The 13,453-nt window shown below is 73.4% G+C and carries 13 protein-coding genes; 8 read left to right on the top strand and 5 right to left on the bottom strand.

The annotated features are described in order from the left end of the window. The first annotated feature begins 12 nt into the window (after positions 1-12). Both msrB and QUV83_RS08750 read left to right on the top strand, forming a co-directional pair. Positions 13-444, top strand: coding sequence for a peptide-methionine (R)-S-oxide reductase MsrB (gene msrB / locus QUV83_RS08755; protein ID WP_289563936.1), 432 nt, complete (start codon positions 13-15; stop codon positions 442-444). A gap of 202 nt (positions 445-646) precedes the next feature. Then, complete coding sequence (locus QUV83_RS08750; protein WP_289563935.1) at positions 647-1,399, top strand: nuclease-related domain-containing protein; 753 nt, start codon at positions 647-649, stop codon at positions 1,397-1,399. 42 nt (positions 1,400-1,441) lie between these two features. On the opposite strand, the gene QUV83_RS08745 is transcribed toward QUV83_RS08750, so the two are convergent. The 4 genes from QUV83_RS08745 to QUV83_RS08730 all read right to left on the bottom strand — a co-directional run bounded on the left by QUV83_RS08745 (position 1,442) and on the right by QUV83_RS08730 (position 4,803). Further along, positions 1,442-1,894, bottom strand: a complete 453-nt coding sequence (locus tag QUV83_RS08745) for a MarR family winged helix-turn-helix transcriptional regulator (protein ID WP_289563934.1) — start codon at positions 1,892-1,894, stop codon at positions 1,442-1,444. Positions 1,895-1,979: 85 nt separating this feature from the next. Next, complete coding sequence (locus tag QUV83_RS08740; RefSeq protein ID WP_289563933.1) at positions 1,980-3,677, bottom strand: MFS transporter; 1,698 nt, start codon at positions 3,675-3,677, stop codon at positions 1,980-1,982. After that, complete coding sequence (locus tag QUV83_RS08735; protein WP_289563931.1) at positions 3,674-4,198, bottom strand: MarR family winged helix-turn-helix transcriptional regulator; 525 nt, start codon at positions 4,196-4,198, stop codon at positions 3,674-3,676. Before QUV83_RS08735 ends, QUV83_RS08740 begins: the two co-directional genes overlap by 4 nt. Before the next feature lie 140 nt (positions 4,199-4,338). Further along, positions 4,339-4,803, bottom strand: a complete 465-nt coding sequence (locus QUV83_RS08730) for a tRNA (cytidine(34)-2'-O)-methyltransferase (protein ID WP_289563930.1) — start codon at positions 4,801-4,803, stop codon at positions 4,339-4,341. Between the two features lie 94 nt (positions 4,804-4,897). Here QUV83_RS08730 and QUV83_RS08725 point away from each other — a divergent pair, with 94 nt between their 5' ends. The 4 genes from QUV83_RS08725 to QUV83_RS08710 all read left to right on the top strand — a co-directional run bounded on the left by QUV83_RS08725 (position 4,898) and on the right by QUV83_RS08710 (position 8,619). Next, complete coding sequence (locus QUV83_RS08725; RefSeq protein ID WP_289563929.1) at positions 4,898-5,935, top strand: aldo/keto reductase; 1,038 nt, start codon at positions 4,898-4,900, stop codon at positions 5,933-5,935. After that, positions 5,932-6,762, top strand: coding sequence for an alpha/beta fold hydrolase (locus QUV83_RS08720; protein WP_289563928.1), 831 nt, complete (start codon positions 5,932-5,934; stop codon positions 6,760-6,762). The genes QUV83_RS08725 and QUV83_RS08720 overlap by 4 nt, the downstream gene beginning before the upstream one ends. Positions 6,763-6,949: 187 nt before the next feature. Further along, positions 6,950-7,723 (top strand): SDR family oxidoreductase, encoded by a 774-nt coding sequence (locus tag QUV83_RS08715; protein ID WP_289563927.1) that lies wholly within the window; start codon positions 6,950-6,952, stop codon positions 7,721-7,723. Between the two features lie 122 nt (positions 7,724-7,845). After that, positions 7,846-8,619 (top strand): SDR family oxidoreductase, encoded by a 774-nt coding sequence (locus tag QUV83_RS08710; protein WP_289563925.1) that lies wholly within the window; start codon positions 7,846-7,848, stop codon positions 8,617-8,619. Between the two features lie 69 nt (positions 8,620-8,688). Here the strand turns inward: QUV83_RS08710 and recQ are convergent, their stop codons facing one another. Next, positions 8,689-10,758, bottom strand: a complete 2,070-nt coding sequence (recQ, locus tag QUV83_RS08705) for a DNA helicase RecQ (RefSeq protein WP_289563923.1) — start codon at positions 10,756-10,758, stop codon at positions 8,689-8,691. Between the two features lie 220 nt (positions 10,759-10,978). Between recQ and QUV83_RS08700 the strand changes: the two genes are divergently transcribed. Continuing rightward, positions 10,979-11,683 (top strand): GntR family transcriptional regulator, encoded by a 705-nt coding sequence (locus QUV83_RS08700; RefSeq protein WP_289563922.1) that lies wholly within the window; start codon positions 10,979-10,981, stop codon positions 11,681-11,683. Next, positions 11,683-13,437: an allophanate hydrolase gene (atzF, locus tag QUV83_RS08695; protein WP_289563921.1), complete on the top strand. Its 1,755-nt coding sequence runs from the start codon at positions 11,683-11,685 to the stop codon at positions 13,435-13,437. The genes QUV83_RS08700 and atzF overlap by 1 nt, the downstream gene beginning before the upstream one ends. Positions 13,438-13,453: the final 16 nt, after the last annotated feature.

Raw genomic sequence — 13,453 nt, 5'->3', positions numbered from 1 at the left:
GTTGGACCGGACATGGCGAACGACACGGGCAGGGTCTACGAGGTCAGCAAGGACGACGCGCAGTGGAGGGCCGAGCTGGACCCGGCCGAGTTCCAGGTGCTGCGCTTGGCGGGCACCGAGCGCCCGTGGACGGGGGAGCTGCTCGATGAGAAGCGCGAGGGCGTCTACCGCTGTCGCGCCTGCGGCCAGGAGCTGTTCCGCTCGGACACCAAGTTCGACTCGCACTGCGGGTGGCCCAGCTTCTTCTCCCCGCTCGCGGGTGACAAGGTCGAGCTCATCGAGGACCGCAGCCTGGGCATGACCCGCACCGAGGTCCGCTGCGCCCGCTGCGGCTCGCACCTGGGCCACGTGTTCGACGACGCCCCGCAGACGCCCACGGGCGACCGCTACTGCATGAACTCGGTGAGCCTGGCCTTCGAGCCGTCGAGCGGCGCCGAGGGCTGACCCGCGTCGTGCGCGCCGGCCCCGAGGGGCCGTGCGCGCCGACTGTGCACAGCGCTGTGCACAGCGGTGTGTCCAGTTCGGCGGGCGCCGTCTCGGCGTGCTCCGGCGTGCCGTGGCGGGACACGCCGGTGGTCGCGGCTCCCACGGCGCCGGACACGTCGAGTTGGTTCAGTCCGGGCCTGGGCGTGCCGATAATGATCTGGTGAACGAGGCCCTGATCGTGCGGAGATGGCGGCGCTATGGCGCCGACCGCCTGTACGTCACGGCCGAGTCCGGCGCGAGGGTCGGATGCGTCGATTTGCAGTCCGGCGAGGTGATCGTCGACGAACCCGTCCTCGAGGAGGGCGTGCGCCGCGCCGCGCAGGCGTATCTGCGCTCCGATGTCACCGAGCTCGTCCTGCCGTACCAGCTCGAAGGCGTGCTCGAGGACCTCGAGGACCTGCGCCGTCTGGACGGCGACGTCTACGAGCCCGGCGTCCGCACCCGCGCCTCCTCGATCCGCACCCGGCTCGACGGGCTGACCGCCGCGGGGTGGCACGTGGTGCACGGCGTCCCGCTGGGGCGTCAGGGCACCGTGGTGGACCACCTGCTGATCGGCCCCGGCGGCATCTTCACGGTGGCCGAGCGCGCCCACCCCGGCGAGCAGATCGAGGTCCGCCGGCGCACCATGACCGTCGGCGGCGAGCCGGTGGCCTACCAGCGCGACGCGCGGCTCGAGGCGGCACGCGTGCAGGCGCTACTCCGCGCGGCCGTGGGGTCGCAGCTCACCGTGCGGGCCGTTCTCGTGCTGCAGGGCATCATCGACATGGCGCCGGGCCAGCGCCCGGACGACGTGCTGGTGATGGCCCGCAGCGATGTGCCGGGCGCTTTCGTCAACCTGCTGGAGCGGCTGGAGCCGCCCCGGGTGGACGCGATCGCGGCCATCGCCCGGCAGCGCACCACCTGGTCGCGCTGACTGCCCGATCCTGGTGGCCGCGTGCCGCGAGGGCGGCCGCGCTCAGTCCCGGCTGCGCCGCGCCTCGTCCAGGCTGCTGTTGAGCCGGGCGAGCTGGTCGGCGAGGTGCGCGAGGTCGGGCCCCGACCAGTCCTGCAACGCGTGCTGGAAGAAGTCCCGCCGCGCCACGCGGGCCCGCGCGAGTCGTTCGGCGCCCGCGTCGGTGAGCTCGATGAGCTGGCCGCGCGAGTCGTCGGGGTCGGTGCTCCGCTCGATCAGGCCGAGTTCGGCCAGCTTGGCGAGCTGGCGGGACATGGTGCCCCGGCCCACCCCGATGTGCTCCGCGAGCTCGCTGCCCCGCACGCCCGGCACCTGGCCGATGCGGGCCAGGATCGGGTAGGCGGCGGGCTCCAGGTCGGGGTGCACGCGCTGGGCGATCCGCGGCGCCGCCGCGTTGGCGCGGCGCAGCAGCAGGGCGAGCTCACGCTCCACGCGCTGCACGTTGTCGGTGTCCACGGCACACATCCTTGCCTGTCGGTGAGACGCCGAGGGCGTCTGCCCGGCTGGCAGACGCCCTCGGCCCAGTTCCGCTGGGATTCGCTCAGGCCCGCGGGGCCCGCTGGTCGGGCGCGGGCGCGGGCGCGGGTGCGGGCGTCGGCGTGGCGCTGGCCACGGCCATGGCCGAGACCTCTGCCCCGGCGGCCAGCTCGGCCTCGGCCTGCTCGGCGAGCCGCAGCTCCATGCCGGAGCGCTCGCCCAGCGGGACCTCTCTGAGGAAGCACACCGCGATGAGGGCGATGACGGCCAGCGGCACGGCGAGCATGAACAGGAAGGCGACGCCCTCGCCGTAGGAGGACTCGACCACCGTCTTGATCGGCTCGGGGATGGTGGCGACGTTCGGGATGGACGACGTGCTGCCGCCCAGCGCCGAGACGTCGACGCCGATCGCGGCGAGGCCGTCGGTCAGCAGCGAGGTGATCTTGTTCCCGAGGACCGCGCCCAGGACCGAGACCCCCATCGCGCCGCCGAGCGTCCGGAAGAACGCGACGGTGGAGGTGCCGGAGCCGACCTCGTCGATGGCCAGGGTGTTCTGCGTCGCGAGCACCAGGTTCTGCATGAGCATGCCCAGGCCGCTGCCGAGCACGAACATGTAGACGCACACGAGCACGAAGTCGGTGTCGTGCCGGATGGTGCCCATCAGGGCCAAGCCCGTGGTCAGCAGCACCGCGCCGGCGATCATGTAGCGCTTGTACTTGCCGGTGACGCTGATGATGCGCCCGCTGATCGTGGAGGCGAGGAACAGCCCGAAGATCTGCGGGATGGTGATGAGGCCGGACGCGGTGGCGGACATGCCGCGGGCGACCTGCATGTACTGGCTGAGGAACACCGAGGTGCCGAACATCGCGATGCCCACGGCGATCGAGGCGACGACGGCGAGCACGAGGGTGCGGTTGCGGAACAGGTGCAGCGGGATGATCGGCTCGGCGGCGCGGGACTCGACCCACACGGCGGCCACGAGGGCGAGCACGGAGCCGATCACGAAGGCCGCGGTCTGCCAGGACATCCAGTCGAACTTGCTGCCGGCGAAGGTGACCCACAGCAGCAGGCCGCCGATGCCGATGGACAGCAGGGTGGCGCCCGCGTAGTCGATGTTCAGCTTGCGCCGGGGCATCGGGGGGAGCTTGAGGGTGCGCTGCAGCACGATGATCGCGGCGATCGCGAACGGCAGGCCGATGAAGAAGTTCCAGCGCCAGCCGGGGCCGTCGGTGATGACGCCGCCGAGCAGCGGGCCGCCGACCATGCCGAGGCCCATGATGCCGCCCATCAGGCCCATGTACTTGCCGCGCTCGCGCGGGGAGATGATGTCGGCGATCAGCACGGTGCCCAGCGCGGTGAGGCCGCCGGCGCCGATGCCCTGGAACGCGCGCATGGTGATGAGCATCCCGGTGCTCATCGACAGACCGGCGACGGCGGAGGACAGCACGGAGATGGCCAGCGCGAGCTGGATCAGCATCTTGCGGTCGACCAGGTCGGCGAGCTTGCCCCAGATGGGCGTGGTGATCGTGGTGGTGAGCAGCGTCGCGGTGACGACCCAGGTGTAGGACGACTGCGAGCCGTTCAGGTCGCTGATGACGCGGGGCAGCGACGTGGAGACGACGCTGGTCGCGAGCACCGAGACGAACATGCCCAGGAGGATCCCGGACAGCGCCTCGAGGACCTGGCGCGGCGTCATCGCGGGCGCGGCGCCGGGCTGTGGCAGGGCTGTCGTCTCGGGCGCCGTGGTGGGCTGTGAACTCATCTGTGGGGGTTCTCGGTTCTGTGCTGGGGGATGGGTGTCGGGTGGGGCGCGCGGGCGTCCTCGTCGTGCACGGTGGTGACCGCCGCGGTGAGCCGGCGGATCTGCGCGGCCGCTGAGGCGAGCTCGTCGGGCGTCCAGTCCGCGAAGGCCTCGGCGGCGCGCCGGTCGATCGCCTGGGCGCTGGCCGTGGCTGTCGCGAGGCCGGCGGGTGTGAGCCGCACGGTGCGGAGCCTGCGGTCGAGGCCGGGCGTGCAGGGGGTGGTCCGCTCGGCCAGGCCGTCGTTGACCAGCGCTGTGACGTGCCGGCTGGCGACGGACAGGTCCACGCGCAGGTGGCAGGCGATCTCGCCGATGGGCATCTCGCCGTGCCGTTGGAGGATCCGGACGACTGACAGGGCTGCGCGGTGTAGTCCGGTCTCGCGGGCGAGCTGGGCGCCGAACTCGCGCTGGGCGCGGGCGAGTTGCTCGATCGCGGTGACCAGGGGGCGGTGTGGCAGCTCGGTGGGGCGGGGGTCGGGCATCAGTCGGTCAAGCGCCTCTCAGATTGTTGCAGGAGGCAACCTAACACCGATGCTTGTAGTGGGCAACTGTCGCCGCAGGCAACTTGTTGATGTCGTGAGACCTTCGTCACTCGCGGGTCGTCACGACTAGGGCGGACGGCTCAGCGCACCCCGTCGAAGTCGCGCTGGCGCCACGCCTCATACGCCGCGATCGAGGCGGCGTTCGCCAGGTTCAACGACCGGCGCCCCTCGAGCATCGGGATCCGCACCTGCCCGGTGATCCGCGGGTGCGCGAGCACCTCCGGGGGCAGCCCTGTCGGCTCCGGGCCGAACATCAGCACGTCGTCCTCCCGGTACTCCACATCCGTGTGCCGCGAGGTGGCGTGCGTGGTGAACGCGAAGACGCGGGACTGCGGCGCCGCCGCCAGGAACGCCTCCAGATCCGGATGCACCACCACGTGGGCGAGGTCGTGGTAGTCCAGCCCCGCCCGGCGCAGCTTGGGCTCGGAGAGGTCGAAGCCCAGCGGCTCGATCAGGTGCAAGGTCGCCCCAGTCGCCGCGACCAGCCGGATCGCGCTACCGGTGTTGCCCGCGATGCGGGGCTCGAAGAATGCCAGATGCGTCACCCGGAGATCCTCGCACCCGCACTAGGGTGGCCCTCCGCCAGCCGTAAGGTGGAAGCGCCCGCAGAGCAGCGGTAGCGCACCCGAGAGGATCACGATGCCCACGCAGTCCCCGTACCGCGCCGCCGACGAGCGCTACGACTCGATGGCCTACCGGCGCGCCGGCCGCAGCGGGCTCGACCTGCCCGCGCTGTCACTCGGCCTGTGGCACAACTTCGGGGACGGCACGCCGCTGGAGACGCAGCGCGACGTGCTGCTGCGCGCCTTCGACCTCGGCGTCACGCACTTCGACCTCGCCAACAACTACGGCCCGCCCTACGGCTCCGCCGAGCAGAACTTCGGCCTGCACCTGGCGCGCGACCTGCGGCCCTACCGCGACGAGCTGGTGATCTCCTCCAAGGCGGGCTACGACATGTGGCCCGGGCCCTATGGCGACGGCGGCTCCCGCAAGTACCTGCTGGCCTCCCTCGACCAGTCCCTGGCCCGGCTCGGGCTGGACTACGTGGACGTCTTCTACTCCCACCGGCCTGATCCCACGACGCCGATCGAGGAGACGATGGGCGCCCTGCACACCGCCGTCACCAGCGGCAAGGCCCTGTACGCCGGCATCTCCAACTACAGCCCGTCGCAGACCCGCGAGGCCCAGCGGGTGCTCGCGGAGATGGGCGCCCCGCTGCTCATCCACCAGCCCAGCTACTCGATGTTCAACCGGCACATCGAGCAGCCCGAGGGCGGCGACGGCGAGACGCTGCTCGACGTGGTGGGCGAGCTCGGCATCGGCATGATCGTGTTCTCCCCGCTGGCCCAGGGCCTGCTCACCGGCCGCTACCTCAGCGGCGAGGTGCCCAGCGGCTCACGCGCCGCACAGGGCCGGTTCCTCAAGCCCGAGCGGATCGACGCGACCTACCTCGCACGTGCCCGCGCCCTCGACGACCTCGCGCGCGGTCGCGGCCAGACGCTGGCCCAGCTCGCGCTGTCCTGGGTGCTGCGGGACCAGCGGGTCACGTCCGCGCTCATCGGCGCCAGCTCGGTGGCCCAGCTCGAGGACAACATCGCGGCACTGCGGGCGCCCGCGCTCACCGACGCGGAGCTCGCCGCCATCGAGCCCCTCGCCGTGGACGGGACCGCACGATGAACCGCGGGCCCACCACCGCCTACGGCCGCCTGGGAGACATCTCCTGGTCCACCTACGGCTCGCATGGGCAGCCGACCACCCCCGTGCTGCTGCTGCACAGCGTCACCGACTCCAGCGAGGTCTTCGCCCCGCTGCTCGACCCGCTGGCCGCCGACCGACTGGTCGTCACCCTCGACGCCCGCGGGCACGGCAACACCCCGCTGTCCCCGGCGCCGTTCACCGTGGGCGCCCTCGCCTCCGACGTGATCGCGGTGCTGCGCGAGGTGGTGCGCCGCCCCGTCGTGGTGGTCGGCCACGGCCTCGGCGCGCTCATCGCCGAGGAGGTCGCGCTCTCCGAGCCGAGCCTGCTCGTCGCGCTCGTGCTCGAGGATCCGGCCTGGCGCGTCGAGGCCACGACTCCCGACGGCGTCCCGGCGTTCCTGCCGTCCTACCTGGAGTCCTTCGCGGGCGCCGACGAGGCGACGCTGCTCGAGCGCGCCCGCGCCGAGCACCCGAACTGGCCCGAGGACGAGCTGCTGCCCTGGGTGCACGCCAAGCAGCGCGTCGACCAGAAGCTCGCCGCCCGTGCGCAGAAGTGGTACGGCCGGGACTGGGTGGGCGCGCTCGGCTCGATCCGGGTGCCGGTGACGGTGCTGGCCGGCGAGCCGCGGCTCGGCTCGCTGGTGGAGCCCGAGGACCTGGCGCGCGCGGAGTCGCTGTTGGGCGCCCAGCTCACCTGCGTGCAGGTGCCCGGGGCGGGCCGCAGCGTCCGCCGGGAGGCGAGGGAGACGTACCTCACGGTGCTGCGCTCCGTGCTCTCCGCCGCCGACGCCGTCGCCCAGGGCTGACCGGGGCATCCGCGCAGGTCAGACGGCTAATCGGCGCGTGGTCGGCCGCCCTGCGCGGGCCTGAGGCCATGCCCGTCCGTCCGGCGCGCGCTGGGGGCGCGGGCCGGGGCTCCCGGTGACCCGGCGTACCGTCGCATTCACCGGCGCACGCCGGGGATAACAGGCGTCACGCAGTCAAGGAGTCACCATGCGCACCATCGTCGTCACCGGTTCCGCCTCGGGGATCGGCAAGGCCACCAAGGCCCTTCTCGAGTCTCGCGGCGACAAGGTGATCGGGGTCGACCTGCGTGACGCCGACGTCGAGGTCGACCTCAGCACCGCCGCCGGCCGCACGGCGCTCGTCGAGGGCGTCGGCGACCTGACCGGCGGCCGGATCGACGGGATCGTGGCCAACGCCGGCCTCTCCCACGAGATCCCGCTGACCATGGCCGTCAACTACTTCGGCGCCGTGGCCACCCTCGAGGGCCTGCGCCCGTTCCTCGCCGGCTCCGACGCGCCGCGCGCCGTGACCACCAGCTCGATGGCCAGCCTGCGCGAGCCCGACGCGCAGCTCGTCGAGGCCGCGCTCGCCGGCGACGAGGCCACCGCGATGGCGCGCGCCACCGAGCTCGTCGAGGGCGGGCCGCAGCACTTCATCTACCCGAGCAGCAAGAACGCGCTCAGCCGGTGGCTGCGCCGCAACGCTCCGACCCCCGAGTGGGCCGGCGCCGGGATCCCGCTCAACGCCATCGCCCCCGGGGTGGTCCTCACCGCGATGACCGCCGACATGCTCGGCACCGAGCAGGGCCGCGAGTCCGTCTCGTCGTTCGTGCCCATGCCGCTCAACGGCTACATGCCCGCGGAGTCCGCGGCGTCGCTGTTCGCCTGGCTGGTCAGCCCGGAGAACACGCACCTGTGCGGCCAGGTGATCTTCATCGACGGCGGCACCGACGTGGTGATGCGCGGCGACAGCACCTGGTGACCGCGCCTGGAACTTCCCCGGGGATTCCCGGGACAAAGGTCCAGGGCGGCCCGACGGGGTGCTCCGTAGCGTGAGGAGCGATGGCCCGGCAACGGCGCCGGGCCCCCGTCGAGGGAGTTCAGATGCGCACTGTCGTCATCACGGGATCGGCCTCCGGCATCGGCCAGGCCACCCGACAGGTCCTCGAAGCGCGCGGTGAGCGCGTGATCGGGGTCGACCTCCACGACGCCGACGTCGAGGTCGACCTCACCACCGTGGCGGGCCGCGCCGACCTGGTCGAGCAGGTCAGCGCCCTCAGCGACGGCCGGATCGACGCGATCGTGGCGAATGCGGGGCTCGCGCTCCCGTTGCCGGCCACCGTCGCCGTCAACTACTTCGGCGCCCTGGCGACGCTCGACGGGCTGCGCCCGCTGCTCGCCGGGTCGCCGGCGCCCCGCGCGGCCGCCACGAGCTCGATGGCGAGCCTGCACCCCTGCGACGAGGTGCTCGTCGACGCGATGCTCGCGGGCGACGAGGCGAAGGCACTCGCCCGCGCCGCCGAGCTGGTGAGCGCCGACCAGGGGCACCTCGTGTACGCGAGCTCGAAGGTCGCGCTGTGCCGCTGGCTGCGCCGCAACGCGCCGACCCCCGAGTGGGCCGGCGCCGGGATCCCGCTCAACGCCATCGGCCCGGGGATCGTCGTCACGCCGATGACGCAGGACCTGCTCACCACCGAGGCGGCCCGTGAGGCTCTCGCCGCCCAGGTGCCGATGCCGCTCGGCGGGTACATGACGCCCGACGTCCCCGCCAGGCTCCTCGCGTGGCTGGTGGGGGAGGAGAACACGCACCTGTGCGGGCAGGTCGTGTTCGTGGACGGCGGCTCGGACGTGGTCATCCGCTCGGACAGCACCTGGTGAGGCTGGGCCGGTGACCTGAGCGGCCGGCGCCCGCCGGTCGGCGCGAGACAGCCCGCGCCGACCGGCGGTTTAGCCCGCGTCGGCGCCGAGCGTCGCGATGACCTGCTCGCCGTACTTGTCGAGCTTCGCGGCGCCGACGCCCGAGACGGAGCCCAGCTCGGTGGTCGTCGTCGGGCGCCGAGTGGCGATCTCGCGGAGCGTCGCGTCGTGGAAGATCACGTACGCGGGGACCCCGGCCTCCTTCGCGGCGCCCGCACGCCAGGCGCGCAGCTTCTCGAAGGTCTCGACATCCTCGGGGGCCAGGTCCACGGTGGCGGCGGACTTGCCCCGGCGGGCGCTCTGCCGGGGGGCCTTGGCGCGGGCCGTCTCCCGGCGCAGCCGCACCTGGCGCTGCCCGCCCAGCACCTCGGCGCTCGCGTCGGTCAGCACCAGGGTGCCGTAGCCGTCGCTGGTGACCCCCAGCAGTCCCTGCGCCAGGAGCTGGCGCACCACGCCGCGCCACTCGGCCTCGGAGAGCTCCGTGCCGACGCCGAACACGCTCAACTGGTCGTGGCCGTGCTGGGCGGTGCGCGGGGTCTGCTTGCCGAGCAGGATGTCGATGACGTGCCCGGCGCCGAACCGCTGCCGGCGCTCGCGGTCCAGGCGCAGCACGGTGGACAGGATCATCTGGGCGGCGCGGGTGCCGTCCCAGCCCTCTGGCGGCGTCAGGCAGGTGTCGCAGTTGCCGCACGGCTCGCTGGCCTGGCCGAAGTACGCGAGGAGCTGCACGCGCCGGCACTCCACCGTCTCGCAGAGCGCGAGCATCGCGTCCAGGTGCTGGCTGAGGCGGCGGCGGTGCGCGGCGTCGCCCTCGGACGTGTCGATCATGCGGCGCTGCTGCACCACATCCTGCAGGCCGTAGGCGAGCCACGCGGTGGCGGGCAGCCCGTCGCGTCCGGCGCGGCCCGTCTCCTGGTAGTAGCCCTCGACGGACTTCGGCAGGTCGAGGTGGGCCACGAACCGCACGTCGGGCTTGTCGATGCCCATGCCGAACGCGATGGTCGCGACCATGACCAGGCCGTCCTCGCGCAGGAACCGGGACTGGTTGCGGGCCCGCACCCGGGCGTCGAGGCCCGCGTGGTATGGCAGCGCGGGGATGCCCTGCTTGACCAGGAAGTCGGCGGTCTTCTCCACCGACGCCCGGGACAGGCAGTAGACGATGCCCGCGTCGCCCGCGTGCTCGGTGCGCAGCAGCTCCAGGAGCTGCTGCTGCGGGCTCGCCTTGGACACGATCCGGTACTGGATGTTCGGGCGGTCGAAGGACGCGACGAAGTGGCGCGCGTCCTCGAGCTGCAGGCGCTGCGCGATCTCCGCGTGCGTGGCGCGGGTGGCGGTGGCTGTCAGCGCGATGCGGGGGACCGACGGCCACCTCTCGTGCAAGATCGACAGCTGCAGGTAGTCGGGCCGGAAGTCGTGGCCCCACTGCGCCACACAGTGCGCCTCGTCGATGGCGAACAGGCTGATCTCGCCGCGGTCCAGCAGGTCCAGGGTCGAGGGGACCTTGAGCCGCTCGGGGGCGAGGTACAGCAGGTCGAGCTCGCCCGCGAGGAACGCGTCCTCGACCGCGCGGCGCTGCGCCGCGTCCTGTGTGGAGTTGAGGAACCCGGCGCGGGCGCCCAGCGCGGACAGCGCGTCGACCTGGTCCTGCATGAGCGCGATAAGCGGGGAGACGACCACGCCGACGCCCGGGCGCACCAGCGCGGGCACCTGGTAGCACAGCGACTTGCCGCCGCCGGTGGGCATCAGCACCAGGGCGTCGCCGCCCTGCACCACGGTGTCGATGATCTCGGCCTGGTCGCCGCGGAACGCGTCGTAGCCGAAGACGGTGTGCAGCACGTCGAGCGGCGCGGGCGGCGGGCCCGTGGGCGCCGTGCGGGCGGCGGCTGCCCGGGCGGCGGGCGCCGCAGCATCGGTGCGGGCCGCGCTTGGCGGGGTGACGAACGTCGGAGCGCGGTGGTCATGTGGCGGGCCGTCGAATGGCTCGTACGGAGGCTCGTCCTCCGAGGGGGGCTCCTCGTCGAAGAACGGGTAGTCCTCGGGGGCGGGCCACTCCTCGCGTGAGCCCGCGGCGGAGGAGGGCACGGCGTGGGGGGACGTCATGGCTCCACTCTAGAAGCCGCCGCCCATGCGCCAGCGATCGTCCCCAGCGTCCGTGGATCGGCGCGCGTTTGCCCAGGTCAGCGCACTGCGAAACGCCGCGGAAACGGGGGGACACGCAACGTTCACTCCTCGCGACCCCGCCGGAAACACGAGTGGCCGACTGTATGCAGCCATGTGGACAACAGTGGATGCGACGGCCCGGCCGTCACGGAGCGACGCGGTGTACGACGCGCTGCGCGACGAGTTGATGAGCGGGCGGGTGTCACCGTGGGAGCGGCTCGGCGAGGAGCGCCTCGCGGAGCGGTACGCGGTGTCGCGGACCCCGGTGCGCGAGGCGCTGGCCCGGCTGCTGGCCGACGGGCTCGTGGAGAAGCGGGCCGGGGGCCTGTACCTGCACACCCCGACCTTCGAGGAGCTGGCGGCGCTCTACGAGCTGCGCGTGCTGATCGAGGCGCACGGCATCCGCCGGGTGGTGGAGGACCCGACCCTCGAGCATGACCGCGCACTGCTCGAGCCGGAGCTCGCGGCCTGGCATGCGCTGCGCGACGAGCGCCCGGCGCCGTCGCCCGGCTTCGTCACCATCGACGAGCGGTTCCACACCGTGCTGCTCGCGTCGTCGGGCAACCCCGCGCTGTCCGCCGCGCTCGCGCAGGTCAACCAGAAGATCCGCGCGGTGCGGATGTACGACTACCTCACCGCCGACCGGATGCGCGCCACCACCGACGAGCACGTGGAGATCGTCGAGCTGGTGCTGGCGGGCCGACTGCGCGCCGCGCTCGACGCGCTGACCGAGCACGTCGGCGCCTCGAAGGACGTGGTGGTGGAGCGCGCCGCCCAGGCGCTGCTGATCGCCACCCGCAGCCACCTCGAGGGGCGCAGTCCGTTCGAGGCCTCAGCACTCCCTTCCGACGGACGGAGCCTGTGATGCACCCTGCACCGACCAGCCCAGCGGCCCTGCGCGCCACCACCCCCACCGAGCGCGTGCGCGAGGCGTACCGCCGCGAGGCCGCCGTCGGGCGCCCCGAGGTGTGGCTGGCCCTGCGCCCCGAGGCCGACGCGCTCGCCGACGCGGCCGACGTCGAGGCGCGCCTGGCCGCCGGCGCCGATCTGCCGCTGGCGGGGCTGATGCTCGCGGTCAAGGACAACGTGGACGTCGCCGGGCTGCCCACCACGGCGGGCCACCCCGACTACGCCCACACCCCTGAGCGCAGCGCCACGGCGGTGCGGCGGCTGGTGGACGCGGGCGCCGTGGTGATGGGCAAGACGGCCCTGGACCAGTTCGCCACCGGGCTCAGCGGCGCGCGGAGCCTGCGGGGCGCCGTGCGCTCGGCGGTGGACCCCGAGCGGGTCGCGGGCGGGTCGAGCTCCGGCTCGGGGGCCGCTGTGGGCCTCGGCATCGTCGACCTGGCCATTGCCACAGACACCGCCGGGTCCGGGCGCGTCCCGGCGGCCTTCAACGGCATCGTCGGCATCAAGGCCACCTACGGCCTGGTGCCCAAGGACGGTGTGATCCCCGCCTGCCCCTCCTACGACTGCGTGACGGTGCTGGCGCCCACGCTGGCCCTGGCCGCCCAGGCGATCAGGCTCATGTCCGGCCCCAGCCCCCTCGACCCCGCGTCGCGCGACTGGCCGGCCGACGTGCGGCTCGGCGCGCCCCCCGCACCACGGGTCGCCATCCCCCGGGACGAGGACCTGGCGACGCTCGGGCCGCAGGCGCGCGAGCTCTTCGCCGCCGCCGCCGCGCGGCTCGAGGCCCGGGGCGCGGTGCTCGGCGAGATCGACCTGACGCCGTTCCTGCGGGCCGCGCGGCTGCTCTACGAGGGCGGCCTCGTCGCCGAGCGGCACGCGTCGTTCGGGGAGTTCCTCGCCGAGCACCCCGAGCAGGCCGAGCCGTCGGTCGCGGCCATCACGTCCGCCGCCGCGCACGTCACCGGCTCCGCGGTGGTCCGCGACCAAGAGTTGCTGCGCACGCTGCGCGCCGAGGCGATGGGGGCGCTCGCGGGCTTCGACGCGTTGCTCACCCCCACCGCCCCCAGCCACCCGACAGTCGCCGCCGTGCAGGCCGAGCCGATCGCGGTGAACGCCCGGCTCGGCGTCTACACGAACTTCGTCAACCTGCTGGACCTGGCCGCCGTCGCGGTGCCCGCCGGGGCGTCCGCATCCGAGGGGCTGTTCGGGGTGAGCGTCGTGACGCGGGCCTTCGAGGACCAGGTCGCGCTCGACCTGGCCGGCTGGCTGACCGGGGAGGAGCCCCCGCTGTACCCCGCCACCGGGGTGCCGACAGTCGTGTTCGGCGCGCACCTGAGCGGCGAGGCGCGCAACCATGAGCTGCACTTGCTGGGCGCGCGGTTCGTCCGGGAGGTCGTCACCGCCCCCGATTACCGGATGCACGTCACCGCGGACGGGAACCGGCCCATCGTCGTCCCCACCGTGCCGGGCGCCGGCTCCTCGTTCCCCGGCGAGGAGTGGCTGCTGTCCGTCGCGGCGCTCGGCCGCCTCGTCACCCGCGTCGCGGCGCCGCTGTCGATCGGCCACGTGACCCTCGACGACGGCAGCTCGGTGGTCGGCTTCGCGGGTGCGGTGACCGGGCTCGAGGCGGATATCAGCGCCGCGGGCGGTTGGCGGTCCCACCGGCGCGCGGCCACAGCGACGGCCAAGGCGGCGGCCCCCGTGCCGTGACCGGCCCCGCGCCGGG

Source organism: Cellulomonas cellasea, assembly GCF_030372105.1.
Taxonomy (GTDB): Bacteria; Actinomycetota; Actinomycetes; order Actinomycetales; family Cellulomonadaceae; genus Cellulomonas_A; species Cellulomonas_A cellasea_A.
This window is presented reverse-complemented; position numbering and strand designations above follow the sequence as displayed.

What these genes read in the sequence shown, in the direction of transcription:
- msrB (WP_289563936.1), top strand. Translation starts at nt 13, where the DNA reads ATGGCGAACGACACGGGCAGGGTCTACGAGGTCAGCAAGGACGACGCG.
- QUV83_RS08740 (WP_289563933.1), bottom strand. Translation starts at nt 3,677, where the DNA reads ATGAGTTCACAGCCCACCACGGCGCCCGAGACGACAGCCCTGCCACAG.
- QUV83_RS08735 (WP_289563931.1), bottom strand. Translation starts at nt 4,198, where the DNA reads ATGCCCGACCCCCGCCCCACCGAGCTGCCACACCGCCCCCTGGTCACC.
- QUV83_RS08725 (WP_289563929.1), top strand. Translation starts at nt 4,898, where the DNA reads ATGCCCACGCAGTCCCCGTACCGCGCCGCCGACGAGCGCTACGACTCG.
- QUV83_RS08720 (WP_289563928.1), top strand. Translation starts at nt 5,932, where the DNA reads ATGAACCGCGGGCCCACCACCGCCTACGGCCGCCTGGGAGACATCTCC.
- QUV83_RS08715 (WP_289563927.1), top strand. Translation starts at nt 6,950, where the DNA reads ATGCGCACCATCGTCGTCACCGGTTCCGCCTCGGGGATCGGCAAGGCC.
- QUV83_RS08710 (WP_289563925.1), top strand. Translation starts at nt 7,846, where the DNA reads ATGCGCACTGTCGTCATCACGGGATCGGCCTCCGGCATCGGCCAGGCC.
- recQ (WP_289563923.1), bottom strand. Translation starts at nt 10,758, where the DNA reads ATGACGTCCCCCCACGCCGTGCCCTCCTCCGCCGCGGGCTCACGCGAG.
- atzF (WP_289563921.1), top strand. Translation starts at nt 11,683, where the DNA reads ATGCACCCTGCACCGACCAGCCCAGCGGCCCTGCGCGCCACCACCCCC.